This is a genomic window from Velazquezella soli (assembly GCF_977018685.1).
The window spans coordinates 3,334,575-3,360,093 of the sequence record NZ_CDRNXF010000004.1 but is presented as its reverse complement, the minus strand read 5'-3'; the positions used below and the strand labels follow the sequence as shown (position 1 = coordinate 3,360,093).

25 protein-coding genes are annotated in these 25,519 nt (G+C 59.8%); all 25 read left to right on the top strand.

What is annotated here, in order from left to right; translation table 11 throughout:
• The first annotated feature begins 5 nt into the window (after positions 1–5).
• Positions 6–1,283, top strand: a complete 1,278-nt coding sequence (locus tag AC0JZ8_RS19905) for a chemotaxis protein (RefSeq protein ID WP_062453798.1) — start codon at positions 6–8, stop codon at positions 1,281–1,283.
• Positions 1,280–2,887 carry a flagellar hook-length control protein FliK gene (gene fliK / locus AC0JZ8_RS19900; protein ID WP_471893272.1) on the top strand — a complete coding sequence of 536 codons (1,608 nt, stop codon included), beginning with the start codon at positions 1,280–1,282 and terminating at the stop codon, positions 2,885–2,887. Before AC0JZ8_RS19905 ends, fliK begins: the two co-directional genes overlap by 4 nt.
• A 169-nt stretch (positions 2,888–3,056) precedes the next feature.
• Complete coding sequence (locus tag AC0JZ8_RS19895) at positions 3,057–3,572, top strand: transglycosylase SLT domain-containing protein (RefSeq protein WP_062454870.1); 516 nt, start codon at positions 3,057–3,059, stop codon at positions 3,570–3,572.
• Positions 3,573–3,843: 271 nt separating this feature from the next.
• Entirely contained in the window at positions 3,844–4,515 is a 672-nt protein-coding gene (locus AC0JZ8_RS19890) for a response regulator transcription factor (protein ID WP_062579110.1), read from the top strand.
• Positions 4,516–4,694: 179 nt separating this feature from the next.
• Entirely contained in the window at positions 4,695–5,963 is a 1,269-nt protein-coding gene (locus AC0JZ8_RS19885) for a flagellar hook protein FlgE (protein ID WP_062579112.1), read from the top strand.
• Between the two features lie 16 nt (positions 5,964–5,979).
• Entirely contained in the window at positions 5,980–7,419 is a 1,440-nt protein-coding gene (gene flgK / locus AC0JZ8_RS19880; protein WP_471893271.1) for a flagellar hook-associated protein FlgK, read from the top strand.
• Positions 7,420–7,422: 3 nt separating this feature from the next.
• Positions 7,423–8,451 (top strand): flagellar hook-associated family protein, encoded by a 1,029-nt coding sequence (locus AC0JZ8_RS19875; RefSeq protein ID WP_471893270.1) that lies wholly within the window; start codon positions 7,423–7,425, stop codon positions 8,449–8,451.
• Between the two features lie 48 nt (positions 8,452–8,499).
• On the top strand, positions 8,500–8,847 hold the full coding sequence (flaF, locus tag AC0JZ8_RS19870; RefSeq protein WP_062453792.1) for a flagellar biosynthesis regulator FlaF: 348 nt from the start codon (positions 8,500–8,502) through the stop codon (positions 8,845–8,847).
• A complete protein-coding gene (gene flbT, locus AC0JZ8_RS19865) occupies positions 8,844–9,293 on the top strand; it encodes a flagellar biosynthesis repressor FlbT (protein ID WP_062453791.1) in 450 nt (149 codons plus the stop codon). The genes flaF and flbT overlap by 4 nt, the downstream gene beginning before the upstream one ends.
• Complete coding sequence (gene flgD, locus AC0JZ8_RS19860) at positions 9,284–9,715, top strand: flagellar hook assembly protein FlgD (protein ID WP_092661202.1); 432 nt, start codon at positions 9,284–9,286, stop codon at positions 9,713–9,715. Before flbT ends, flgD begins: the two co-directional genes overlap by 10 nt.
• Before the next feature lie 156 nt (positions 9,716–9,871).
• Positions 9,872–10,138 carry a flagellar biosynthesis protein FliQ gene (gene fliQ, locus AC0JZ8_RS19855; RefSeq protein ID WP_062454868.1) on the top strand — a complete coding sequence of 89 codons (267 nt, stop codon included), beginning with the start codon at positions 9,872–9,874 and terminating at the stop codon, positions 10,136–10,138.
• Positions 10,139–10,331: 193 nt separating this feature from the next.
• Positions 10,332–12,416, top strand: coding sequence for a flagellar biosynthesis protein FlhA (gene flhA / locus AC0JZ8_RS19850; protein ID WP_062454866.1), 2,085 nt, complete (start codon positions 10,332–10,334; stop codon positions 12,414–12,416).
• On the top strand, positions 12,413–13,165 hold the full coding sequence (fliR, locus tag AC0JZ8_RS19845; RefSeq protein WP_062453789.1) for a flagellar biosynthetic protein FliR: 753 nt from the start codon (positions 12,413–12,415) through the stop codon (positions 13,163–13,165). The genes flhA and fliR overlap by 4 nt, the downstream gene beginning before the upstream one ends.
• A 24-nt stretch (positions 13,166–13,189) precedes the next feature.
• Positions 13,190–13,609, top strand: coding sequence for a hypothetical protein (locus AC0JZ8_RS19840; RefSeq protein WP_062453788.1), 420 nt, complete (start codon positions 13,190–13,192; stop codon positions 13,607–13,609).
• Positions 13,610–13,639: 30 nt separating this feature from the next.
• Positions 13,640–14,212: a rod-binding protein gene (locus AC0JZ8_RS19835; protein ID WP_062579116.1), complete on the top strand. Its 573-nt coding sequence runs from the start codon at positions 13,640–13,642 to the stop codon at positions 14,210–14,212.
• A gap of 19 nt (positions 14,213–14,231) precedes the next feature.
• Complete coding sequence (locus tag AC0JZ8_RS19830; RefSeq protein WP_062453786.1) at positions 14,232–14,597, top strand: hypothetical protein; 366 nt, start codon at positions 14,232–14,234, stop codon at positions 14,595–14,597.
• A complete protein-coding gene (locus tag AC0JZ8_RS19825; protein WP_471893269.1) occupies positions 14,597–15,133 on the top strand; it encodes a hypothetical protein in 537 nt (178 codons plus the stop codon). Before AC0JZ8_RS19830 ends, AC0JZ8_RS19825 begins: the two co-directional genes overlap by 1 nt.
• 145 nt (positions 15,134–15,278) lie before the next feature.
• Entirely contained in the window at positions 15,279–15,872 is a 594-nt protein-coding gene (locus AC0JZ8_RS19820) for a hypothetical protein (RefSeq protein ID WP_471893268.1), read from the top strand.
• 83 nt (positions 15,873–15,955) lie between these two features.
• Positions 15,956–17,788 carry a GumC domain-containing protein gene (locus tag AC0JZ8_RS19815; protein WP_471893267.1) on the top strand — a complete coding sequence of 611 codons (1,833 nt, stop codon included), beginning with the start codon at positions 15,956–15,958 and terminating at the stop codon, positions 17,786–17,788.
• A 129-nt stretch (positions 17,789–17,917) separates the two neighbouring features.
• Positions 17,918–18,817 (top strand): bifunctional methylenetetrahydrofolate dehydrogenase/methenyltetrahydrofolate cyclohydrolase FolD, encoded by a 900-nt coding sequence (gene folD / locus AC0JZ8_RS19810; protein WP_174195632.1) that lies wholly within the window; start codon positions 17,918–17,920, stop codon positions 18,815–18,817.
• A gap of 112 nt (positions 18,818–18,929) precedes the next feature.
• The gene (locus AC0JZ8_RS19805; RefSeq protein WP_430255983.1) at positions 18,930–20,291 is read left to right on the top strand and encodes an ABC transporter substrate-binding protein; all 1,362 of its coding nucleotides are present in this window, start codon (positions 18,930–18,932) and stop codon (positions 20,289–20,291) included.
• Between the two features lie 153 nt (positions 20,292–20,444).
• A complete protein-coding gene (locus tag AC0JZ8_RS19800) occupies positions 20,445–21,458 on the top strand; it encodes a carbohydrate ABC transporter permease (RefSeq protein ID WP_062453780.1) in 1,014 nt (337 codons plus the stop codon).
• Between the two features lies 1 nt (position 21,459).
• Entirely contained in the window at positions 21,460–22,626 is a 1,167-nt protein-coding gene (locus AC0JZ8_RS19795) for a carbohydrate ABC transporter permease (RefSeq protein ID WP_113469279.1), read from the top strand.
• A gap of 26 nt (positions 22,627–22,652) precedes the next feature.
• Positions 22,653–24,320 carry a beta-galactosidase BglA gene (gene bglA / locus AC0JZ8_RS19790; protein WP_471893266.1) on the top strand — a complete coding sequence of 556 codons (1,668 nt, stop codon included), beginning with the start codon at positions 22,653–22,655 and terminating at the stop codon, positions 24,318–24,320.
• A gap of 33 nt (positions 24,321–24,353) precedes the next feature.
• Positions 24,354–25,442, top strand: coding sequence for an ABC transporter ATP-binding protein (locus AC0JZ8_RS19785; RefSeq protein WP_062579131.1), 1,089 nt, complete (start codon positions 24,354–24,356; stop codon positions 25,440–25,442).
• Positions 25,443–25,519 lie beyond the last annotated feature (77 nt).

The following is a 25,519-nucleotide window of genomic DNA, read 5'->3' as shown; positions in this document are numbered from 1 at the left end:
TCGAGATGATGCGTTCGCGCGATCGCCATAACTTGCTGCGCTCACTGGTCGCCGGGGTTTTTCTCGCCGCTGCGGGCAACGCCGTGGCCAGTGAGGATCTTGAGCCATACAAGATGATCCGCTCCCTGCAATATCTGCAGGACGCGATCGTCGCGGGCGATCATTCCGCCAACGAAATGCAGCGCTTCCTTCTCAAGACACTCGACCAGCGGCTACGCACGGCATCACCTGATGTGTTCAAGGATCCCCGCAACGTCGATGCGGTTTTCGTATTCGCCATGAGTGGCGGCAATCCGCAGACGCTGGATTTTCTTGCGGCACGCGATGTCGACGGTGAATTCGATGGCCGGTTGGCGCGCGTTCTCCGTCGCTATTTCCAGGGGCAGGGCCTGACGGCGGTCGCTGCATTCGAGGGGTTGGTCAAGGAGTATGGCACAAGCCCGGTTGGCCCCTATCTGGCGCTCGTCGCCGGCAACATCACGGCGAATGCCGACCCCGCCAAGGCGATCGGCTATTTCGATCAGGTTCGGCTGCTCGCACCCGGGACCAATCTGGAAGAGGCAGCGCTCAGACGGTCGCTCGCCGTGATCCTACAGACGGAGCCGGGCAGGGGCTTCGATCTGGCGGCGAAATACGTCCGTCGTTTTCTCTATTCTCCCTATGCCAGCCAGTTTATCGACATGTTCGTGCAACTTGCCACTGACGATGACGGCAAGGGTGACCGGAGCCGCTGGACCGACGTCGTCTCAATGATGGACGATCCGCGCGCGCACGAATTCTACCTCCGGGTATCCAGGCGCGCCTTGCTCGCGGGCAACAAGGATCTGGCTCGCTTTGCGGCATTGAACGCGGAACGTCTCTCCCCCAGTCCCGGTTCAGAGAACAATGCGATCGGGCAGCTGTATGGCGATCTTGCCAGCATTTCGTCCAGTAACGTTGTGGAAGCGGCAAAGAGTCTGTCGCAGATCCCCGATGGCGCGCTTTCCGAACGCGACAGGAACCTGCGTGCAGCGGCGCAAAAGGTCGTCGAACAGATCCTGATGGCACCCGAAACCTCGAGCGTATCGGCAGAGCCGGTGGTGATGCCCGCGGGCGAAGCGGGTCAGGCTGCGACGGCGTCCGCCACCATCCCTTCGGCGCCGGCACCGACCACCTCTGTGGCCAAGCCCGCAGCAAAGACCGAGAATCCGGAAATGGAGGCAAGCCTCCAGACCTATGTAGAGCAGAACAGAATGAAGCTGAAGCAGATCGACGACCTGCTCAGCGATGAGGCATATGAATGACGAACGTAGCAGGCGCTTCGGTTAAGGCAGTATCAGACGGGCAGGTCGGGACTCTTTTCGGAAAGGCATCGCCGCAGAACGGCGAAGCCGGCGAATTTGCCCAGGTGCTGACAGACGCGGACGCCGATGCCGGGAAATCGACAGAGAACGGCACGGCGGTTGCCGAGGACGGATCCGGGACGGGAAAGATTTCGCTCGGCAGTTCCCGCTTCAAGACGCTTACCGACCTGACATCGCTTGCCGCAAACTTCAAGCCGACGGAACCTGCGGATACCGCTGCTCCATCCGCTGCAACGCTTGTCCAGGCTGCAGCCGAGCTTCCGGTCGCAGCCCCGCAGGTGGACGTGCCGCACCCGGTCGCCCAGCCGGTTCCGGCGCCGTCTGTAGACGAAGCGGTCAATGAAGAGCTTGTCGGACAAACCTTGCCGGAAGAGATTCCGGGTCAGCACCAGAGTGACAGCCTCAACCAAACAGGCAACATCAAACAGACCGGTAGCCCGGATAAGGCCGGCGGCCAGATCGACGTTACCCAGTTGGTTGCTACTGCAACCAAGCGCGTCACGACTGTTGCTGGCGACGATGGAAAGGCGAAGATCGCCGATGTGCTTTCGAAGGACGTGCCGGACGATGAAAGCCAAGGAGCAGCCCTCGCGACCGCTGTGCCAGATTCAACGGCTGCGCTCTCAACAGCGGCACTGCTCAATCTGACGGCCAGCGTCGAGACCGGTAACCCGGCCCAGTCCGCGGATATAGCCGCACTGTCGGCCATGATCTCCGTGACCGAGACGGGGATCCCGAACGATAAGACGGACGCCAGCATGCCGTCCGACGACACGGATGCTGCCACGTCCTTCGATTTCCTCTATACGGGCGAGGCAGAACCCCAGACAGACGTTAAATCCTACCGCTTCCAGAAAGCCGGAGATGCGATTGCGGCTGTCAGCCTGTCGATCGTCACAGGCGCGGACGGTGGATCCGACCTGCAGGACAGCCTTCCAGGCACAGCCAACACCGAAACCGTCACGGTTCTCGACTCGCGACGCTATCTCGGCTTTGGCGTCGGCGAAAATGCCAGCAATCTTTTGAGTGCCGCCTCCAGCAACAGGGAATGGACCGCGGCCATGCAGCCGTCTTCCGCTCTGACCGATCCGACCCGCACATCCGGCACCGGCAGCGTGGTCAATACGCTGAAGCTCCAGCTCACGCCCGACAATCTCGGCACCGTGACCGCGCATATGCGGCTGGTGGGAGATCAGCTGAGCATCCATCTTACGGTCCACAGCAGCATGGCTTATCGCGAGCTCAGCGATGACAGCAAGCCGATGCTCGATGCCTTGCGGGCCCAAGGCTTCAACGTCGACCAGGTGACCGTCAGCATGGCACCATCGACCGACAGCTCGAACTCGTCTGCAGACCAGCAGCAGGGCGGCAGCGGCGCGCAGACACAGCAGCAGCTCGCCCGCGACGGCGAGGCAGCTCGCCAGCAGGGACAGGCTCAGGGTGGCCGCTCCAACGACGGCAATCGCAACGACATGGAGAAGCGCAATGAGACTGTCGTTGAAACTGACATCGGCAGCGCTGGCACTGGCGACATTTACCTGTAGCGCGGTCGAAACCCGCGCCTGGCAGCTCTACGCCACCCAGCAGCCTCCTCAGCAGGCAGACGTGCCCAACGCCGCGCAGCCGGGGACGCAGAAGCGCGCCGGCGCGCCGCAGCGGCGCGATCAGGCCCGAACCGCCCAGCCAGGGACTGGCCAGGCTGGAAACGGCAAGATCACCTCGGAACAGGTCAGCATCTGCGAGGCCCAGATCCAGGCCGCAGCGCGCAAATACGGCGTCCCTGAAGGCATCCTCTACTCGGTGGGACTGACAGAGACCGGACGCAAGGGATCGCTGAGTCCCTATGCGCTGAATATCGAAGGCAAGGCCTATTTCGCGTCGTCTGTGCAGGAGGCAATGCAGCTCTTTACCCAGGCGAAGAGCACGGGCGCCAAGCTGATCGATCTCGGCTGCATGCAGATCAATCACCACTTCCATGGCGAGGAGTTTGCCTCGGTTCCGGACATGCTCGACCCGAGAAAGAACGTCGAATATGCGGCGCTATTTCTGAAACGGCTGCACGACAAGCACGAGACATGGACGATGGCAGTCGCCAGATATCATGCCGGTCCCAACAACAATCCGGCGCAGCAGCGCTATGTGTGCCGGGTGATCGCCAATCTTGTTGCCACCGACTTCGGAAAATGGACGCGGAACGCGACGAATTTTTGTGGTCCGAGCGCAACCTGAAATAGAAATTAGTGAAATCTAATATCTGTTTACGGCTGCCGATGAGAGAATGCGTTCAAACTGCGTTTTCAAGTGAGCATTTTCTCAAAAATTAATTTTCCACCGCGCATTATGCGGAGGCCACACTTTATCCACTAGATCTAGTACCAAATCGGCGCAACATGGTTAATCAATTATTAGCAAGCCCCTGTTACTTCCTCTAGTTGCCCAGATTCCTGACGATTCGTATCACTCTCTCACAGAGATGCGATATTGATTCGGAGGCGGACGAATGATCGTAGTGGTTGATGAACGAGAAATAGTGAAAGACGGTTACACGTCTTTGTTTGGGCGCGAAGGCGTTCCTTCTACCGGGTTTGATCCGGAAGAATTTACAGATTGGGTGAATTCGGCAGCGGAAGCCGATATTGCTGCAATCGAGGCGTTTTTGATTGGTCAGGGCGACCTGATCCATGATTTGCCACGGGCAATCCGTGGACGCAGCAGTGCACCGGTAATCGCTGTCAGCGATCAGCCGTCCCTAGAATCCACGCTTGCGCTTTTCGACTGCGGTGTCGACGATGTTGTGCGCAAGCCGGTTCATCCGAGGGAAATTCTGGCACGGGCAGCGGCTATCCGCCGCCGCCTGAACGCGGTTGCCAATCACACCGACATCGGCGCGATCCGGGTTTTCTCCGATGGCCGCGATCCCGAAGTCGAAGGCGAAGCGTTTGCACTTCCACGGCGCGAACGCCGCATCCTGGAATACTTGATTGCCAATCGCGGCCGTCGTGTTTCCAAGTCGCAGATCTTCAACGCCATCTACGGCGTGTTCGACGAGGACGTCGAAGAGAACGTGGTCGAAAGCCACATCAGCAAGCTTCGCAAGAAGCTTCGCAAGAAACTGGGCTTCGATCCCATCGATTCGAAGCGGTTCCTAGGATACTGCATCGACTGGAACTAACACTGAAAATGGCACCCAAATATGAGGTGCCATTTTTTTTGCGTGCTCGATTTGTCATTTTTGTCAGACAGATAGGGCCCTCGACTTCGACGCAGATCAGCGCTCGATGCCAGCACGCAGACAGCTTCACGCAAGGCCCATCCCCTAAAGTCATAAGCCTAAGTGCAACGAGGATTGCTATGAGCCTTTTCGGAACTATGAAAACCGCCGTATCGGGCATGAATGCGCAGGCAAACCGTTTGGGCACCGTTGGCGATAACATTGCTAACTCGTCGACGACTGCCTACAAAAAGTCGTCCACGCAGTTTGCGTCGCTAGTGCTGCCATCGACGGCCGGCTCATACAATTCCGGTGGTGTCGAAACCAGCGTGAAGTATTCTATTTCTGAGCAGGGTGCTCTCGAATACACCACGTCAGGATCCGATCTTGCCATCCAGGGCGACGGATTTTTCGTCGTACAGAATTCAGCGGGCGAGACCTTTCTGACCCGTTCTGGCGATTTTACGCCGAACGAGCAGGGCAACCTGGTCAACTCTGCAGGCTATACGCTCCTCGGTTACTCCTACGATTCCGGAACCCCGACGACCGTCGTCAACAGCTATGACGGCCTGGTCCCGATCAATGTCGGCGGCTCGGAACTGAGTGCGGTCGCGTCGACCTCCGGGTCGCTCTCCGGCAACCTCAACAGCGCGTCCGATGTCGTCGCCGCCGACCTGCCGGCCGACAACACCGAAGATGTCGACGTCGACATGGACAGCACGCTGAAGACGTCGCTGACCAGCTACGACAGCCTCGGCAACCCGATCGTCTACGACTTCTATTTCTCGAAGACGGCTGCAGGCGAATGGCAGCTCAGCGTCTATAACGCAGCTGACGCAAGCACGACCGGCACCGGCAGCTTCCCTTATGGCGGTGATGGCGAACTCGCCAACCTGTCGCTCGCGTTCAATTCGTCCGGCAAGCTTGAAACAGTTGACGGTGCCGAGGAGCTTTCTGTCACGGTCAACGGGATCAAGTTCGATCTCGCCGGCATGACGCAGCTGTCGGCCAAGTCGAACATCTCGAGCGGCAGCGTCAACGGCAGCGCGCCGAGCTCCATCTCCAGCGTCAAGATCGAATCTGACGGCACGATCAACGCGGTCTATGCGGACGGTTCGTCGAAGTCGCTGTACCAGATCGCCATGGCGACGGTCGAAAGCCCCGACAACCTCGAAGTCTCCTCCGGCAACGTCTACCGCACGACGAGTAGCTCCGGCGTGGTCACCCTCGGCTTTGCCGGCTCCAGTGGATTTGGCGAGATCGTTTCGGGCGCGCTCGAAACCTCCAACGTCGATCTGGCCAACGAACTGACCGAGATGATCGAAGCGCAGCGCAGCTATAGCGCCAATTCCAAAGTGTTCCAGACCGGTTCCGATCTGATGGACGTACTGATTAATCTGGTCCGGTAGTTTCAGGAGTTAAGCGATGTCACTCGCATCGGCACTGAGTACGACAAAGAATATCTTGAACAACACCGCCACGCAGACGGGGGTGTTGTCGACAAACGTTCAAAACGTCGGGAACAGCGATTACAACCGCCGTTCCGCCGCGACTGTCACGAACGCCTATACCGGTGCCACGACCGTTCAGACAGCGCGGACGGAAGACGCCGCGCTGCTGAAGCAGACACTCTCGTCTACGGCCGACGATGCGGGACAGCAGACATTGCTGGCCGGACTGGAATCCGTCTACACAATCATGGGCGGGGACGGGTATTCGCTTGCTCCGTCCACGGCACTGTCCGAACTGCGGGACGCGCTGCAGACCTACGCGGCGACCCCCGGAGACGTGACGCTCGCTTCGGCTGCGGTCAACTCGGCGGTCGATGTTGCGACGGCTCTCAATACCAGCACCACCGAAGTGCAGCAGCTTCGGGCTGGCACCGACGCCCAGATTTCCGGCCAGGTTGACAAGCTCAATAAGCTGCTTGCGCAGTTCGAGCAGGCCAACAAGGCGGTTGTGACGGCGGCTGCGGCCGGCACCGACGGCAACAACGCTCTCGATACCCGCGAAAGCCTGCTCAAGCAGATTTCCGGCATCGTCGGCATCAGCACCGCGACGCGCGACAACAACGACATGTCGATCTATACGAATGGCGGCATCACGCTGTTCGAAAGCACGGCACGGCCTGTAACGTTCGATTCGACTGCGGGTTACGATGCAACGACGGTCGGCGGCGCAGTCTATATCGACGGCGTGGAGCTGAAGGCCGGCCAGAGCAGCGACACGACGGCGCAAGGGTCGCTTCAGGCACTCGTCCAGCTGCGTGACGAGGTCTATCCAACGTACCAGGACCAGCTCGACGAAATCGCCCGCGGCCTGATTTCCCTGTTTTCCGAAACAGATGGCGCAAGCCAGATCGCCGGTCTTTTCACGACGACCACAGGCGACGAAGTCGATTTCGAAACGGCTGAGATCATCACCGGCCTGGCTGGGATCATCACGGTCAATGCCGATGCGGTCGCCGACCCCACCAAGCTCAGGGACGGCTCGATTTCGGGCGCCAGTGTCAACACCGAGAGCGCGAGCGGCTTTTCCACGTTGCTCAGCGAATATGTCTCGGGCTTCGAGACTTCCATGGAATTTGATCCTGCCGCCAAGATCGGCGACAAGGCCACATTGCTGGATTACTCAACGGATTCAGTCGGCTGGGTCGAGGAATACCGGAGCGGAGCCACAAATGCTGCGGAAACCACGACGGCCATGCTGTCGCGTTCAACCGAGGCCTATTCCAACGCAACGGGCGTCAATCTCGATGAGGAACTGATCCTCCTCCTCGATGTCGAACAATCCTACAAGGCGGCCTCAAAGCTCTTGTCGACCATCGACGAGATGCTGGCGGCGCTGATGGAGGCTGCGAACTAAGTCATGAAGACGACATCCATCTCAACCCTGTCCGTCAGCCAGACAATGCAGCTGACCGTACAGAACTCGCAGACCGAGATCGCCAAGCTGCAGAAGGAATCGGTCAACGGTACCTATGCGGATACGGGTCTGGAACTCGGTACGCGGACGTCTGCAAGCCTCGATTACGGCCGCGAGTCATCACGGCTGCAGGCAATCATCGATTCCAATTCGCTGACCAATCAGCGAATGGATTCCTCGCAGCTTGCGATGGAGCAGATGTCCGACTCCGGCCAGACGCTGCTGGATTCGCTGGTCGCGCTCTCCGGCAGCAGCGACAAGACGAGCTTGCAGGTTTCTGCCGATACGGCGACGTCCGTGCTCGAGAATTTCGTCAGCTACGCAAACGTCTCGGTCAATGGCGAGTATCTGTTTTCCGGCATCAACACCGATGCCGCGCCTCTGTACGACAGCTTCATCACCGACCTGAAGGACGACTTCAACACGCAGTTTTCGAGCTTCATGTCGGCCAACGGTATCTCCAGCGCATCGGATATATCGTCCAGCCAGATGGCGACCTTCCTCGAGGACTATACGTCGTCCTTCGACTGGTCCGGCTGGACAAACGCGTCCGACACCAAAATGACCGGTCGTGTCAGCACGTCTGAGACCGTCACCACTTCGACGAGCCTGAATGCCGATGGCTTCAAGAACCTCGTTCTCGGCAGCCTGATCACGTCCCAGTTGGCGACGGCCGGCCTGTCCGCCGGTGCACTGAACAAGGTCAACGCGACCGTTACCAATCTTGCCGGCCTATCGGTGTCCGGCATCGATGCTGAGCGCTCTTCCATGGGTCTTTCCCAGGAGCGCGTCGAAAAGGCCAATACCGCCATGTCGGCGCAAATGGATATCATCAACACCCAACTGACAGATCTCGTCGGCGTGGATACTTATGATGCTTCGGTGCGTCTCAACACGTTGTTGACGCAAGTAGAGACCTCATACACCATCACCTCCAAGATCCAGGGACTGAGCCTCGTCAACTATCTATAATGGGTAGTTGCCCCGCGGCATTTGGTTTGCAACATGAAGGAAGCAAGCATGTTCCAGTTTGCGTATGCCGAGGTAATCAAGGATGACCTCGCAAGCGCTAGAGAGAGAGAACGCCAGGTTCTGGCCCGCTCCATTGAGCTCCTCTCTGCAGTCCCGAACAAATCGCATTATGGACGCGAGGCCGTCGAGGCCATCCATTATACGCGCAGGGTCTGGACCCGGTTTATCGAAGACCTCAACCAGCCCGACAACGAGCTCGGCATCGAGCTGCGCGCAAAGCTGATCTCCATCGCCCTTTGGATACTGAAGGAATGCGAACGCATTCGTAAAAAGCAGTCCGACAATTACCAGGGCATTATCGACGTGACTACCATCATCAGGGATGGCCTAAGATGAAAAGCACACTGCGTATCTCGCTGAAGTCCGGCGAAAAGATCTTCATCAACGGCGCAGTCCTGCGTGTTGATCGCAAGGTTTCTCTCGAATTCCTCAACAACGTTACGTTCCTGCTGGAAAACCACGTTCTCCAGCCCGAGGATACGACGACCCCGCTTCGTCAGCTGTACTTCATCGCACAGATGATGCTGATCAATCCGGAAGGCAAGGACCAGGCCGTGACCATGTTCCGCCGGTCGGTCATGATGCTGCTCGCATGCTTCCGCAATCCGGAAATCATCGACGAGCTCAAGCAGATCGATGCGCTTGTCGCCTCCGATCGCGCTTTTGAAGCACTGAAGGCAATCCGCGCGCTCTATCCTGTCGAAGAGCGCATCCTGAACAGCAAGGAAGTCGCGCCGGCTGCTATCGCCGGTCTGCGCAAGGAGATGGGGCTATGGCAGTAGATACGGTATCGTCCGCAACCTCGACGACTGCAACCAGTTCGTCGAAGGCTTCATCCGCTGCGGCAAGCGCTTCGCTCGATTACGACGCTTTCCTGCAGCTTCTGATCGCCCAGATGCAGAACCAGGATCCGACCGATCCGCTGGATGCCAGCGAACAGATCTCGCAGCTGGCAACCTTCTCGCAGGTCGAACAGTCGATCCAGACGAACACCAACCTGGAAAGCCTGATCGCACAGTCGTCGCTGTCGAACGCCTCGTCCTATATCGGCAAGACGATCACCAGCAGTGATGGCAAGACCAGCGGTGTGGTCGAATCGATCGAAGTCACGTCCGACGGTCTGGTTGCAACGACCGAGGCTGGCAAGGAGATCACGATCGGCGACGGCATCACGATATCTGCGACGAAGTCCTCGGAGTCCTGATCCGACTGAATTCCTGAAATTGCAGGCGAGCCTGCGGTTTTGCCGGGGGCAGTACCGGTCGCTCAATTGCATTGGCGGTCGGTGGCTGTCATCATCCGCATGCGATTCGCGCCAGATGATGATGGCCACGACACCAATGCCCCGGATGATCCTGCAATGAATGAAGCCGATGCTCTCGACATGATGCACTCGGCGATATGGACGATTCTCATCGCCTCAAGCCCGGCAGTGCTGACCGCGATGATTGTCGGCATGGTCGTGGCGCTCATTCAGGCGCTGACTCAGATCCAGGAAATGACACTGACATTCGTGCCCAAGATCGTCGCCGTCATGCTGGCGCTCGGGATTGCCGCTCCCTTCATCGGCGGCCAGATCTCGCTTTTCACCGATCTCGTCTTTTCGCGCGTCCAGTCCGGTTTCTAGCGCACGGCTGCCAAGGCTGCGAGGCTTGCTCGCACGCTTCGCCTGCGATGATGGCGGACACCCTCACACAAGCTTCGCTGCCTAGAAGGGATCTGTCGCAACAGGTCCGGGCATTATCATGTCTTGCTTTTTGCGCGATCCATGGGCGCAGCATGCGCCTTTCTAATCTCATGAAGAGATACCGCATATGGCAATGACGAAGACGTCCATTACCCCCGTGAAGGCCGCGCCGAATGGCCGCGATATCGGCTTTGCCGTCGGTATCATGGCCATCCTGTGCATCCTGTTCCTGCCGGTGCCGGTCTTCATGATCGATATCGGGTTGGCGTTTTCGATCGCCTTTTCCGTTCTGATCCTGATGGTGGCGCTGTGGATCCAGCGGCCGCTGGACTTCTCGTCCTTCCCGACGATCCTTCTGATCGCGACGATGATCCGGCTGGCGCTCAATATCGCCACCACCCGCGTCATTCTTTCGCACGGCCACGAAGGCCATACCGCCGCCGGCGGCGTGATCGCGGGTTTCGCGAACCTCGTCATGTCCGGCGATTTCGTGATCGGTCTGATCGTCTTCCTGATCCTGATCGTCGTCAACTTCATCGTCATCACCAAGGGTGCGACGCGTATCGCCGAAGTCGGCGCGCGCTTCACCCTCGACGCCATTCCCGGCAAGCAGATGTCGATCGATGCCGATCTGTCCGCCGGCATCATTGACGAGAAGGAGGCGCAGCTGCGCCGCCGCGAGCTGGAAGAAGAAAGCTCGTTCTTCGGCGCCATGGACGGTGCCTCCAAATTCGTTCGCGGTGACGCTGTCGCCGGCCTGCTGATCACCACGATCAACGTGTTCGGCGGCATCATCATCGGGTACTTCCGTCACGGCATGGAAATCGGCGAAGCCGCCGACGTCTTCGTCAAGCTGTCGGTCGGCGATGGTATCGTTTCCCAGGTTCCGGCGCTGATCGTTTCGCTCGCAGCCGGCCTGATCGTCACCCGCGGCGGTACCCAGGGTTCTACCGACGTAGCTGTTATCGGCCAGCTGAGCGGCTATCCTCGCGCTCTGTGGGTCGCAGCCGGCATGATGGCGACCTTGGCACTGGTGCCCGGCCTGCCGTTCATGCCGTTCATGACGCTTGCATTCCTTCTCGCCGGTGCCGGCTGGGTCATTCCGCGGCAGATCGAAGCCGAGAACCAGAGGGTGCGCGAGAGCGAGGAAAAGAAGGTCGTCGAGAACCGCGAATCGGAAAAGGATTCGGTCAAGAACGTCCTCAAGACGGCAGAAATCGAACTGGCGCTCGGCAAGCAGGTCTCGCCGCGTCTTCTCGGCGCACACCAGGAACTCGGGTTCCGCGTCGGCAAGATGCGCAAGCGGTTTGCCACGCAATACGGGTTCGTCGTGCCGGAAATCAAGGTCGTCGACGATATCCAGATCCCGGAAAAGTCCTACCAGATCCGCATCCACGGAACGACGGTCGCCAGCAGCACGCTGCGACTGGGCGAAGTCCTCGTCATCGTCGGCAAGGATCGCAAGCCGTCGGTTCCCGGCGACGAGGTTCGCGAACCCACGTTCGGCATGCCGGCCGTCTCGGTGCTGGAGCATTTCGTCGAGGATCTAAAGCGCGAGGGTTTCCACCCGATCGACAACGTCTCGGTGCTTCTGACCCATGTCAGCGAAGTCATCCGCAACAACCTGCCGCAGCTTCTGTCCTACAAGGACGTCAAGATCCTCATCGAACGTCTCGATCCGGAGTACAAGAAGCTCGCGGACGAGATGTGCTCGTCGCACATGTCCTATTCCGGCCTTCAGGCGGTTCTCAAGCTTCTGCTTGCCGAACGCGTCTCGATCCGGAACCTGCACCTCATTCTCGAAGCCCTGGCCGAACTCGCGCCGCATGTCCGCAAGACCGAGCAGCTCGTCGAGCACGTGCGCGTCCGCATGGCCCAGCAGATCTGCGGCGATCTTGCCGACAACGGCATCCTGCGCGTCCTGCGTCTCGGCTCGAAATGGGATCTGCTGTTTCACCAGGCAATCAAGCGCGATCCGAAGGGCGACATCATCGATTTCGACATCGATCCGCGCTCGCTCGAGGAATTCAGCGAACAGGCGGGCAAAGTCATCCGTGAATACATGGACAAGGGCATGCCCTTCGTACTTGTCACGTCGCCGGAGACACGCTCTTATGTGCGCATGATCATCGAGCGGCTGTTCGCAACCCTTCCCGTCCTGTCGCATGTCGAGCTGGCAAAGGGCACCGAGATCAAGGTACTTGGATCGATCTCATGATAACGGACCCGCAGGGCACGGTCATCGCTCTCTTTCTTGCATTCTGTCGAATCGGCGGCTGCATCATGATCATGCCCGGGTTCTCGTCTGCCAGATTGCCCATGGAAGTCCGGCTGTTTCTATCGGTGGCGCTGTCCATGGCGGTGCTGCCGATGGTCTGGGATACGATCTACCCCAGGGTTTCCGGTGACGCTGCGGGTCTTGGCCTGCTGATTGCGTCTGAAACCCTCGTCGGGGCCGTGTTCGGCCTGATCGCCCGCCTTTATGCGTCGGGTCTGCAGTTTGCCGGCGCCGCCATCGCCATGTCGATCTCCTTCAGCGGTCCGCCCGGATCCGACGTGCTGGAAGATTCGTCGGAAAGCCAGCTGACCAGTCTTCTGACTCTGTCCGGCCTGCTTGTCCTGTTTATGCTGAACTTCCATCACATCGTCATCAGGTCGCTGGTCGATTCCTACACGACAATCCCGCTCGCCGAAGGTCTCAATCCGCGGCGCATCCTGATCACCCTGACGGATACGTTGTCGGCCACGTTCATGATCGTCCTGAGGCTGATGAGCCCCTTCCTCGTCTACGGCATCATGTTCAACGTCGCTGTCGGAATGATCAACAAGATGGCGCCGCAGATCCCGGTCTACTTCATCTCGACGCCGTATGCGTTGATGGGCGGTATCTTCCTTCTCTATCTCGGCATCGCCTCCATGATCGAGGAATTCGTGCGCGGGTTTCCGCTCGTTTTCACCGGGCTGTAGGCAAGGCTTCCAAGGAGGACGCGCGTGGCAGGCAACAAGAAATCCGACAAGCTGCGGCGTCTGGTCGATGTCCAGCGCCAGCTAGAAAAGCTCGCCGAGTTCGAGCTCAGCACCACGGTGCAGCGCAAGGCGGAAATCGATCAATCCATCGACACGACTGTCGATGCGCTGTCCTCGACCGATCCCGTACACCAGCAGTTCTCCAAGAATTACGCCGACCGGCTGACACGCCTGTTTTCGCGAAGCCAGCAGATCGTTGCCCAGCAGAAGGCGCAGGAACAGCGGGTCCTGCGCGAAAAGACCAAGGGCGATAGGCTCGAGGAGCGCATGGGCGACGCAAAGGAGCTGGAAGGCCGGCTTGCCGAGGACGAGCGCATGTACGATCTCGTTGATCTCGGCCTGATGGTCTCCACACCAGCTTCCAGCAAGCTTGATAAGGGATGATCCAGTTCGCTAAATAATGAGGAACTGGAATTGGCTATTTCCCCCCCGAGCGATCTTGTCCTGGATGTTGTCCAGGCCGCAGATCCGGGCCTGCTTCAGGCCGCACGTGAAAAGCTGAAGGCAAACGAAGCAACGGCGCAATCGGTCATGCTGGCCTCCAACGGTGTGGGTTTCGCCCAGGCCGTAAGCCAGACTGCCAAGTCCGCAGAGTCCGCCGGGTCCGACGCCACGGTCGAAAACGTCCGTGTTTCGCGCCACAAGGATATTCCGGAGACCTACCGGAAGTTCGAGGCAAGCGTTGCCTCCACGTTTATCCAGAACATGCTTCCATCCGAGAGCGAAGAAGTCTTCGGCAAAGGTTCAGCCGGCGATTTCTGGAAGGGCATGATGGCGGAACAGATTGCTGATGCCGTCTCCAAGCAGGGCGGTTTCGGTATTGCCGAAAAACTATTCTCGCAGTCGGTTCAGCATGCACGTGGCACGGCACCGAATGCCAAGACCGATGAAGGCGATCGCCAGATGGCGGTGGGCATGATCACTGATTTCCAGCGGCAGATCCTGTCTCCGTCGGAAAACGCCGGCGCAGCCAAGAAATCAAATTAATTAACATTAGAAGGTTGATATGGACGTCGTTTCCACTGACTACCGCATCAAGACCGTGCTCTCCCGTCTTGAGATGATCATCGATAACGAGAATGATCGGATCGGCCGCGACTCCGGCTTCGACCTCAAAGTGTCGAACGCCCACAAGAGCCGCTGCCTCTATGAACTGACGACCCTGTTCCGCGGGCCGGACGTCAAGGAAACGTCGGCACCTTATCTTGGTCAGTTGCAGGGCCTGAAGAAGAAGCTGAAGCTCAACGCCCAGCGCGTCGAAGCGCATCTTGAGGCCGTCCGCGCCGTTGCCGACATCCTCAAGAACGCCGTCAAGGACATGGACGCCGACGGCACCTATTCGGAACATCAGTTCCGGTTCGGCACGTCCTGATGATCAAGGTTCTGCTGATCGGGCTCTGGGTCTGCATCGCCACGATCGGTGGCGTGTATGTCTCTGCGCAGATGTCGAAGGCGCCCGTGGCGACCGAGGCGGAAGCCGCGGTCGTGACCACGATCGTTCGAGGCAACCCGGTCAGCCTGCCGGTCATCAACAATGGTACGGTTCAGGGCTATTTCCTCGGCCGGATCTCGCTTTCGGTCGACAGCATGAAGTCCAAGCACGTTCAGCTTCCGATGGAAGTCGTTCTGACGGACCAACTGTTCTCGCTTCTGATGGGCGAAAAGATGATCGACCTGAAAAGCATCGGCACCTTCGATCCGGAAAGCTTCCGCACGAAGATCAAGGACGGCATCAACGCCAAGCTCGGCGATACGGTCGTCGCCAACGTGCTGATCGAACAGCTCGACTATATGTCGAAGGAGACGATCGACACGAACACGGCGAGACGCGGCAGCAACCCCATTCCGGCCCAAAAAATCGTCGAGGGCGTCAAGGTCGAGGCACCGGCGGCAGCTCCGTCGCACTAGGCAGCCGTCGCTCCGGATCAGGCATGCCGTTTCAACGGCCATGTCCTTTCGACACATCGCTCGCATTTTAACGGTTGGCTTCAAAGCCGGTTCAGCGCTTTCCGCTAGGGTCCAGGACGACTGGATTTTCGAGCGGAGAGCACACGTGAACGCCTCGGTACACATCAACGCCTTCAAGGCAGTCCCGCAGGGTCTGGGCAACGGCATCGAAGAGCTGAGCTGGACTGCCGCATTCGAGCGTGCGGAGGCCATGCTCAACGATCCACATCCATCGTCGACCATAACGTTTTCACGCGGTCTCGTCGAATATCGGACCCTTTCAGAAACGGGTGAGAGCGTTGCGCGCGCGCGGCTTCCCGTTCGCGGCAGCGTACGTCTGGCCGGCATATCGGCACGCCTGTTCGGCCCCGGCCTGCGTGACCGCTTCACCGCCTCGGCCTTCGTCCCGGCGTTCCTGACATTTTCCGAGAAGAACCGCCGCATTGGCCTGGTTGGCAACGACGTGGCGGTTCTCAAGCCCCTCCGCACCGCGTTCTCCCGCCATGCGCCCTGGCACCGTTTCGAGACTGTAGATCCGTCGTCGGCTCTCGAAGGCGGCTTTGATCTCGTGATCGCCGATCTTCGCCGTCCGCAGGATCTCGATCGCCTCGTCCATCTGCCGGCCATTGCCTCCGCAGCTCTGACGATTGCCGCAAACGATGATCTCTTCCGTCTGCCGGGTCAGGTTTCGCGTCGTTAACGCTTTCTTTGCCATGGAAATTTAGACTGTCTTAAGAAAATCGGAGCGCTTCGGTGCTGCCCGCGAAACAAGACGGTCTTTCCATGGATAATTCTGAGATCGAAAAGCCCGACAGCCTGCTCGAGGATAGCGCCCGGGACAACCTCCCGGCGCGGCGTGCACTCCCGTCCGCGCTGCTCGGGATCGGTCTGATGACGGCTCTCGGAGGCGTGGCGCCGCTCGTCCTCCTCGGCAGCAGCGATGCGACGTTTACCGCCCAGACGCAGCTGAAGGTCGGGGCAGTCAGTGAGCAGACCGTATCTGCTGCGACGGGGCAGCTTCTCGCCAGAACCACGATCGACAATCTCATCCATGCCCTGAACCTTGGCAAGGACAGCAGTTTTGCGACCGAACCCCAGAGCGTGACCGGCCTTCTCTACGAAATCCTGTCCGGCACCGGGACGACGACCCTGCAGGACGAAGCGGGTCTGCGCGACCGCCTGACCCGCGCAATCACCATTTCATACGACCAAAGCAGCACGGATCTGCGCATTGCGGCGACGGCCGGAAAGCCTGAAGAGGCTCGCCAGATCGTCGGCATGCTGGGCAATGCCGTGCCGACAGCGTTGTCTGTCGGCGCGTTCGATGGCCGCGACCCGGCCGTCGAAGCCCTTCGCGACACGCTTGGCCGCGCAGAAGCGGCGCTTTCAGGGTTTGTCAGCCGAACCGGCAAGGACAAGGTTGCCGAACTGAAAAGCCGGGCCTCCGAAATGCGCGACCTGAGCCGCGATGTCGAGCAGGCCGAGAGCGATCTCGTCGCTCTGAAAGACAGGCTGAGCCAGGCCTCCGCCATGAAGGTCGCCGACGTTCTGAACAAGCCTTTGCCGGACAGTCTGGACTATACCGGCCTCGAATATCAGCGCCAGCGGCATGTGGAAGCACAGCTTGCCGTCGATCAGCTTTCCAGCGATCTCGGCCCGCTTCATCCGCGTTTCCAGGCAGCCGAAGCAGTGCTTGCACAGGCGCGCCTCTCGATCCAGGACGCGTTGAAGCAACTGGTGAAGTCGCTGAACAGCCAGCAGGTGCATACCGCCGCGCAGCTCGCGGAACTCAGCGTCAAGCTGGAACAGCTTTCCGCAGACAAGACGGTGTCTGACGAGATCGCAGCGCTCTCAGGGCTGGAAACGGCCGTTGCGGAAGCGCGCGACAATTACTCAAGCGGCCGGTTCAACAGCCCCGGTTCTTCCAAGCTGGTCACCGCCCCACGGGTGCAGATATCAAAGCCTCTGACCGTCACCCCCAACGAAGCACCAGCGACCGTCTGGCTCGGCCTGCCCTGGTACGCGCTGAGCGGGCTCGGCGCCATGGCTGGCCTGCTTCTCGGCGCTGCCGGCGCAATGCTGATGGGACGCCGTTCGTCGCCGGAGCCCGCGATCGACCATCTCGAGGCAGAGCATGCGCCGATTGAAATGGACGGTGTCGAGGACATCGCCGCGCTGCCGATGGATGCGCGTTGGGCCGCCGATCTGGATCTTACCGATGAGTCCGAAGAGATCGCAGCAGCCTACGAATATGATCACGGTGCGGGCTCCGACGCCTGGGCGCAGGACGTCGAGACCGATGCCGTGTCCGAGGATTACAGACACGAAATGGAGGAGCGCGAGGCCGCCAATGGCCTGACGCTGTCCGCTCAGCTTCGCGAACTGCTGATGGCACACAGACAGCCTTACGATCAGGCCGCCGTTCCACCGCTTCTCGCGGTCGCAATTTCGGATCCGCACCGGCATGCGATGCGGGAGGAAGAGCTTGCCTATTCCGAACTCTCGCATGAGGATCGCCGGGCGATCGAGGAATTGCAGCTCCTGCGACAGGAAATGATAGAACTGCGCGACCGGGTGCAGACCTACTCCGAACTGCGCACCGCGTCGGGACGATAGGGCCGGCACGGGTCACCCGGATCAAGATTTGACCTTGCTTTTGTTTGCTCCCGACAGCATTAGGCGCAGGTGAGCCAGTTCGGGCAGTAGCCTCCGGCTTAGATCTGTTCGGTCAACGGGAGATGGCACGTGGTCACGGTAATCGACGGCAAGCAGGCGGCAGCATCGGTCATTTCGGCAGTCACGGAGGCAGCGCAAGGCCTCGAACGGGCCGGCGGCGCAAAGCCTGGCTTGGCAGTCGTCATCGTCGGCAACGATCCGGCCAGCCACGCTTACGTCAGCTCCAAAAGCCGGATGGCGAAGCAGTGCGGCTTCAATTCGATCCAGCACACGTTGCCGGAAGAGACGACGCAGGAGGCGCTTCAGTCTCTCGTCGATACGCTCAACGCCGATCCGGCGATCCATGGCATTCTCGTCCAGCTGCCGCTTCCGAGACATCTCGATCAGGAGCCGGTGATCCAGTCCATCCTGCCGGAAAAGGATGTCGACGGCCTCAACATCGCCAATGCCGGCAAGATCGCCACCGGTGACCTGACGACAGGCATGATCTCCTGCACGCCGGCCGGCTCCATGCTGCTGGTCAAGCGCATCCATGGCGAAGACCTGTCCGGGTTGAACGCCGTGGTCATCGGCCGGTCCAACCTGTTCGGCAAGCCGATGGGCCTGTTGCTTCTGGCCGCAAACGCCACCGTCACCATGGCGCATTCGAAGACGAAGGATCTCGCCGCCGTCTGCCGCAACGCCGATATCCTGGTTGCCGCCGTCGGTCGGCCCGAAATGGTCAAGGCGGATTGGGTCAAGCCCGGCGCGACCGTGATCGATGTCGGCATCAACCGGGTGCCGGCACCGGAAAAGGGCGAGGGCAAGACCCGTCTCGTCGGCGACGTCGCTTTTGACGAGGCCTCAGAGGTCGCCGCAGCCATCACACCGGTTCCAGGCGGCGTCGGTCCGATGACCATCGCCATGCTGATGGCCAACACCGTAATCGCCGCCCATCGCGCCGCCGGGCTGCCTGCGCCAAAGTTCTGATTTCGGACCATTCATCACATTCAAGGCGCTTTGCTTGCACTGGCGCCCTTGAAACCTCTGGCTCTGCCTTAAATCCCCCTGTAGATTACGCTTCAAAGGGGAGGATATTTTGATGAAGAAATCGTTTTGGATCGGCACGGCTTTCGTCGCACTGCTGGCTGGTGCCGCAGGTGCGCAGGAACTGAAGTTCGCGCCCGGCGAAGATGCCAAGTTCAACTGGAAAAGCTACGAGGATTTCAAATCCGCGCATGGTGACCTGAAGGGCCAGAGCCTGACCCTGTTCGGTCCCTGGCGTGGCGAGGACGAGGTGCTGTTCAACAGCGTGCTCGCCTATTTCAATGCCGCGACGGGTGCTAACGGTAAATACTCGTCGTCCGAGAACTACGAGCAGCAGATCGTCATCGATACCCAGGCCGGCTCGCCGCCCAACATTGCCATCATCCCGCAGCCGGGTCTTCTGGCCGATCTCGCGACCAAGGGCTTTCTGACGCCGCTCGGCCAGGAAAATGCCGACTGGATCAAGACCAATTACGGCTCCGGCGAGGACTGGATCCGTTACGGCACCTACAAGGGCAAGGACGGCAAAGAGGCCTATTTCGGCTTCCCGTTCAAGGCCGACCTGAAATCGCTCGTGTGGTTCGTGCCGGAGAATTTCGAGGAAGCCGGTTACGAAGTCCCAAAGACGATGGAAGACCTGATCAAGCTCTCCGACCAGATCGTCGAGGATGGCGGCGTGCCGTGGTGCATCGGTCTCGGATCGGGCGGTGCCACCGGCTGGCCTGCGACCGACTGGGTCGAGGATATGATGCTGCGGACGTCGTCGGCCGAAACCTATGACAAGTGGGTGTCCAACGAGATCAAGTTCGACGATCCGGCAGTGGTTGGCGCCATCGAGGAATTCGGCAAGTTCGCCCGCAATGATAAATACGTCGCGGGCGGCGTTGCAGCGGTTGCCTCGACCGACTTCCGCGACAGCCCGAAGGGCCTCTTCGACATCCCGCCGAAGTGCTACATGCATCACCAGGCCTCGTTCGTGCCGTCCTTCTTCCCTGCTGACAAGGAACTGGGCCTCGATGCGGACTTCTTCTACCTGCCGACCTATGCCTCCAAGCCTGAACTCGGCACCCCGGTCCTCGGTGCCGGCACGATGTTTGCCATCACCAAGGATTCTCCTGCGGCTAAGGCCTTCATCGAATTCCTGAAGACGCCGATCGCCCATGAAGTCTGGATGGCCCAGGCCTCCTTCCTCACGCCGTTCAAGGGCGCCAAGACGGAAGCCTATGCCAACGACACACTGCGCAAGCAGGGCGAACTGCTGACCACCGCCACCACCTTCCGCTTCGATGCATCCGACATGATGCCCGGCAAGATCGGCGCCGGCGCCTTCTGGACCGGCATGATCGATTATGTCGGCGGCAAGGATGCAAAGGCTGTGGGCGGCGATATCCAGAAGGCCTGGGACGGTCTGAAGTAGTCATTCGCGTCGAAGGCTGCGCTCGCGACTGCCCTTCTCCCTCGACCACGGGGAGAAGGGTGGATGCGGGGGCGAGGGGCATTTCCAGGGTTGGCATTTCCCGGATATGACGACGGAAGACCTGCTTAGCACTGCAGAAAAGGGGGAGGGCCTATGTTAGCTCAGATTGCATCTGCCATGGGTGTCGTCGTTGCCGGCGTTTTTGCCTGCGCGCTCTACTACTGGCTTTCCGACAAGCTGCTATCAGCGGCACTTCCGGTGCCGGAAGGCGATGCCCGCAAGGCCTCGGCCAATCTCAACCGTAGAGCCACGATCCGCCCCTGGCTGTTTCTCGGACCCGCACTCCTGCTGCTCGCGGTCTATCTGGTCTATCCCGTCATCGCGACCTTCATCCTGTCCTTCTACGATCGTTCCGGCGGCAATTTCGTCGGCTTTGCCAATTACCGCTGGGCCTTCTTCGACGCGCAGTTCCGCCAGTCGATCTTCAACAACATCCTCTGGCTCGCCGTCGTGCCGGCAGCCTGCACCTTCCTCGGCCTGGTCATCGCGGTGCTCACCGACCGTATCTGGTGGGGAAATCTCGCCAAGAGCCTGATCTTCATGCCGATGGCGATCTCGTTCGTCGGCGCTTCGGTGATCTGGAAATTCATCTACGAATTCCGCGGCGGCAACGAAACGCAGATCGGCCTTCTGAACGCCATCGTCCGGGCAATCGGCGGCGATCCGCAGGTATGGATCTCGCTGCCCTTCTGGAACAACTTCTTTCTGATGGCGATCCTGATCTGGATCCAGACCGGTTTTGCGATGGTCATCCTGTCGGCAGCGCTACGCGGGATTCCTGAGGAAACCGTCGAAGCGGCCGTCATCGATGGCGCCAATGGCTGGCAGATCTTCTGGAAAATCATGGTGCCGCAGATCTGGGGCACGATCGCTGTGGTCTGGACCACGATCACTATTCTCGTTCTCAAGGTGTTCGACATCGTTCTGACCATGACCAATGGCCAGTGGAACACGATGGTGCTGGCCAACCTGATGTTCGACTGGATGTTCCGCGGCGGCGGCGACAGCGGCCGAAGTGCCGTCATCGCGCTGGTCATCATGGCGGCGGTGACGCCGATCATGATCTGGAACATCCGTCAGGCGAACCGCGACATGGGAGACCATTGAGATGAGCGCTGTCGCAAGCCTTCGCCGCATCGGCGTTCCAAGACTGATCCTGCATGCCTCGGTTCTGGTGATCTGTATCATCTGGCTGATCCCGACGCTCGGCATTCTCGTCACCTCGTTCCGCGATGCCGGCCAGATCACCTCCTCGGGCTGGTGGACGGCGCTGACCGGTGCCGCCGAAACCAGCGCAGCACGCCTCGGCGATCCCGCAAGCGCCCGGCAGGACGGACCCAACTACATCATTTCAGGCTCCGTCTTCGATGGCGGCGACGTCAAGAGCGGCAGCGTCGTCGCCTTCGGCACCAGGGTCGCTGCACCGACAGAATTCGAGGCCGGCAAGGAAGCTGATCTGGGAGACGGTGAAAAGCTTACCGTCAACACGGATGGCAGCTATTCCTACGTGAAGAGCGGCCCATTCGACGACAAGCGCGGCAAGCGCATCTATCTCTCGATCACCCAGCCGCCGAACTTCACCCTCAACAATTACCGCACGGTACTGACGTCCGCCGGCATCGGCCAGTCCTTTATCAATTCGCTGACGGTCGCAATACCCGCTACCATCATCCCGATCCTGATTGCAGCCTTCGCAGCCTATGCCCTGTCCTGGATGCAGTTTCCCGGCCGGTCGCTGATCATCGCGCTCGTGGTCGGGCTGATCGTCGTGCCGCTGCAGATGACGTTGATCCCGTTGCTGACGCTCTATAACGACATTGGCAACCTGTTAGGCGTGTCGTCGCGCTCCTATGTCGGCATCTGGCTTGCGCATGCGGCCTTCGGCATGCCGCTCGCGATCTATCTCCTGCGAAACTACATCGCAGGTCTGCCCAAGGAGATCATCGAATCCGCCCGTGTCGATGGCGCCAGCGATTTCGAGATCTTCGTCAAGATCGTCCTTCCGCTTTCATTTCCGGCACTCGCCTCCTTCTCGATCTTCCAGTTCCTGTGGACGTGGAACGACCTTCTCGTCGCCATGGTATTTCTCGGTACCGGCAAGGATCAACTGGTCCTGACCGGCTCTCTCAACGCGCTGTTGGGGTCGATGGGCGGTAAATGGGAAATTCTCACCGCTTCGGCCTTCATAACCATCATCGTCCCGATTATCGTCTTTTTTGCACTGCAGCGATACCTCGTCCGCGGCCTGCTCGCCGGGTCGGTCAAGGGCGGATGATGTCTGTGAACCAACAGGGATAGTGGATGACAAGTTCGGCGGAAGTCTCCGGAGCAACGGACGCAGCAAAGGATCGGGACTGGTGGCGTGGCGCCGTCATATACCAGATCTATCCCCGCTCGTTCCAGGACAGCAACGGCGACGGCATCGGTGACCTGAAGGGCATTTCCGCGCGCCTGCCGCATATCGCAGCGCTTGGTGCCGACGCCATCTGGATCTCGCCGTTCTTTCCGTCGCCGATGAAGGACTTCGGCTATGACGTCGCCAATTATTCCGATGTCGATCCGATGTTCGGCACGCTTTCGGATTTCGATGGCCTGATCGCGGAAGCCCATCGCCTTGGCCTCAACGTGATGATCGATCTCGTCATGTCGCATTCGTCGGATCAGCATTCGTGGTTCATCGAAAACCGTTCCTCGCGCTACAATCCCAAGGCCGACTGGTATGTCTGGGCAGACGCGAAGCCCGACGGCACGCCGCCCTGCAACTGGTTGTCGATCTTTGGCGGTTCGGCCTGGCACTGGGATCCGACCCGCATGCAATATTACATGCACAACTTCCTCACCTCGCAGCCGGATCTCAACCTGCACAATGCCGAGGTTCAGGATGCGCTGCTGGACATGACGCGCTTCTGGTTGAACCGCGGCGTCGATGGCTTCCGCCTCGATACGATCAACTTCTACTTCCACGACAAGCAATTGCGCGACAATCCGGCGCTCGATCCCTCGCGTCGCAACGCGTCGACGGCGCCCGCCGTGAACCCCTACAATTTCCAGGAACACATCTACGACAAGAACCGGCCGGAAAATATCGCGTTTCTGAAGCGCTTCCGCGCCGTTCTCGAAGAATTCCCGGCAATCGCTGCCGTCGGCGAAGTGGGCGACAGCCAGCGAGGCCTTGAGATCGTCGGCGAATACACGTCCGGCGATGACAAGATGCAGATGTGCTACGCCTTCGAATTCCTGGCGCCCGACGCTCTGACACCCGCCCGCGTGGCCGAAGTGCAGACCGCCTTTTCCGAGGCCGCGCCTGAGGGCTGGGCATGCTGGGCCTTTTCCAACCACGACGTCGTGCGCCATGTCAGCCGCTGGGGCATGGACGTGCTCGACCGTGAAGCCTACGCAAAAATGCTCTCGGCCATTCTTTTGACCCAGCGCGGCTCGGTCTGCATCTATCAGGGCGAGGAGCTGGGCCTGACCGAGGCCGATATCGCCTATGCCGACCTGCGCGATCCCTACGGCATTCAGTTCTGGCCGGAATTCAAGGGCCGCGACGGCTGCCGCACGCCGATGGTCTGGGATGCCCAAGCGCTTCAGGCCGGCTTTTCGACGGCCGAAAAGACATGGTTGCCGATCCCGGTCGAACACCAGCTGAAAGCCGTCGGCGCCCAGTATGGCGATCCGGCTTCGGTGCTGGAGCAATACCGCCGCTTTCTCGCCTTCCGCAAACTGCATCCGGCCCTGAGCAAGGGGCAGTTCATGTCTCTTCCGGTCGATGACACGGTGCTGGGCTACAAACGCCAATACGGCAATGAGACGCTGGTCTGCCTGTTCAACATGAGTGCGGGCAAGGTCGCGACCGACCTGCCGATCGGTCAGTGGGACATGCTCGTTGGCCACGGTTTTGACAGCCGTGTCGAAGGCAATCGTGTCGAGCTGCCACCTTGGGGGGCGTATTTCGCTCGCCACACGTAAGAGACAACAAAGGGTAACGGGGAGGACCACGTCATGACCGGTGTCGTACTGAAGGATATCCGCAAGTCCTATGGCCAGGTGAAGGTGCTGCACGGCATCGACCTGGACATTGCGCAGGGCGAGTTTGTGGTGTTTGTCGGCCCGTCCGGCTGCGGCAAGTCCACGCTGCTGCGGATGATCTCCGGGCTCGAGACGATCACCGGCGGCGAGATGCTGATCGATGGTCAGGTGGTGAATGACGTTCCGCCATCGCGCCGTGGCATCGCCATGGTGTTCCAGTCCTATGCGCTCTATCCGCATATGACCGTCTACGACAACATGGCCTTCGGCATGCGGATCGCCAAGGAAAGCAAGGAGGAGATTGACCGACGGGTTCGTGCGGCCGCCGATATCCTTCAACTGACGCCCTATCTCGACCGCCTGCCGAAAGCGCTCTCGGGCGGCCAGCGCCAGCGCGTGGCGATTGGCCGGGCGATCTGCCGTGACCCGAAAGTCTTTCTGTTCGATGAGCCGCTGTCCAACCTCGACGCAGCTCTCCGCGTCGCGACCCGCATCGAGATTGCCCGCCTCAAGGAGCAGATGCCGGACACCACGATGATCTACGTCACCCACGATCAGGTGGAGGCGATGACGCTCGCCGACCGGATCGTGGTCCTCTCGGCCGGCCGCATTGAACAGGTCGGGCCACCGCTCGAACTCTATGAGCGCCCCAAAAACCTCTTTGTCGCGCGCTTCATCGGCTCGCCGGCGATGAACATCATGCCCGTCACCGTCAAGGAAACCGGCGCCGTGACCACCGTTTCGCTTGTCGACGGAAAGTCGGTCATCGTACCGATCTCGACCGAAACCGGGGCGAACGGCAAGAGCGCAAGCTTCGGCGTCCGGCCGGAAGATCTGACCATCGCGACCGGCGAGGATTATCTCTTCGAAGGCAAGGTCTCCATCGTCGAGGCGCTCGGGGAGGTGACGCTCCTCTACATCGAAGGCTTGTCGGCCAAGGAGCCGATCATCGCCAAACTGCCTGGGATCATCGACGTGAAAAGAGGCGACACGATGCGTTTTTCAGCCGATCCGCAGAAGCTGCATCTCTTCGACGCGGACGGCCAGACCTATCGCCGCTGACGGATCGGGATAACTTTACATTTACCGGAATTTTGTGACTAATGCTCCGATTCGGGCCGCGTTTGAAATTCCAACGC

What these genes read in the sequence shown, in the direction of transcription:
- AC0JZ8_RS19785 (WP_062579131.1), top strand. Translation starts at nt 24,354, where the DNA reads ATGACCGGTGTCGTACTGAAGGATATCCGCAAGTCCTATGGCCAGGTG.
- AC0JZ8_RS19905 (WP_062453798.1), top strand. Translation starts at nt 6, where the DNA reads ATGATGCGTTCGCGCGATCGCCATAACTTGCTGCGCTCACTGGTCGCC.
- flhA (WP_062454866.1), top strand. Translation starts at nt 10,332, where the DNA reads ATGACGAAGACGTCCATTACCCCCGTGAAGGCCGCGCCGAATGGCCGC.
- fliK (WP_471893272.1), top strand. Translation starts at nt 1,280, where the DNA reads ATGACGAACGTAGCAGGCGCTTCGGTTAAGGCAGTATCAGACGGGCAG.
- flaF (WP_062453792.1), top strand. Translation starts at nt 8,500, where the DNA reads ATGTTCCAGTTTGCGTATGCCGAGGTAATCAAGGATGACCTCGCAAGC.
- flbT (WP_062453791.1), top strand. Translation starts at nt 8,844, where the DNA reads ATGAAAAGCACACTGCGTATCTCGCTGAAGTCCGGCGAAAAGATCTTC.
- AC0JZ8_RS19795 (WP_113469279.1), top strand. Translation starts at nt 21,460, where the DNA reads ATGAGCGCTGTCGCAAGCCTTCGCCGCATCGGCGTTCCAAGACTGATC.
- AC0JZ8_RS19825 (WP_471893269.1), top strand. Translation starts at nt 14,597, where the DNA reads ATGATCAAGGTTCTGCTGATCGGGCTCTGGGTCTGCATCGCCACGATC.
- fliR (WP_062453789.1), top strand. Translation starts at nt 12,413, where the DNA reads ATGATAACGGACCCGCAGGGCACGGTCATCGCTCTCTTTCTTGCATTC.
- AC0JZ8_RS19830 (WP_062453786.1), top strand. Translation starts at nt 14,232, where the DNA reads ATGGACGTCGTTTCCACTGACTACCGCATCAAGACCGTGCTCTCCCGT.
- AC0JZ8_RS19800 (WP_062453780.1), top strand. Translation starts at nt 20,445, where the DNA reads ATGTTAGCTCAGATTGCATCTGCCATGGGTGTCGTCGTTGCCGGCGTT.
- flgK (WP_471893271.1), top strand. Translation starts at nt 5,980, where the DNA reads ATGTCACTCGCATCGGCACTGAGTACGACAAAGAATATCTTGAACAAC.
- AC0JZ8_RS19885 (WP_062579112.1), top strand. Translation starts at nt 4,695, where the DNA reads ATGAGCCTTTTCGGAACTATGAAAACCGCCGTATCGGGCATGAATGCG.
- AC0JZ8_RS19815 (WP_471893267.1), top strand. Translation starts at nt 15,956, where the DNA reads ATGGATAATTCTGAGATCGAAAAGCCCGACAGCCTGCTCGAGGATAGC.
- fliQ (WP_062454868.1), top strand. Translation starts at nt 9,872, where the DNA reads ATGAATGAAGCCGATGCTCTCGACATGATGCACTCGGCGATATGGACG.
- flgD (WP_092661202.1), top strand. Translation starts at nt 9,284, where the DNA reads ATGGCAGTAGATACGGTATCGTCCGCAACCTCGACGACTGCAACCAGT.
- AC0JZ8_RS19805 (WP_430255983.1), top strand. Translation starts at nt 18,930, where the DNA reads ATGAAGAAATCGTTTTGGATCGGCACGGCTTTCGTCGCACTGCTGGCT.
- AC0JZ8_RS19890 (WP_062579110.1), top strand. Translation starts at nt 3,844, where the DNA reads ATGATCGTAGTGGTTGATGAACGAGAAATAGTGAAAGACGGTTACACG.
- AC0JZ8_RS19875 (WP_471893270.1), top strand. Translation starts at nt 7,423, where the DNA reads ATGAAGACGACATCCATCTCAACCCTGTCCGTCAGCCAGACAATGCAG.
- bglA (WP_471893266.1), top strand. Translation starts at nt 22,653, where the DNA reads ATGACAAGTTCGGCGGAAGTCTCCGGAGCAACGGACGCAGCAAAGGAT.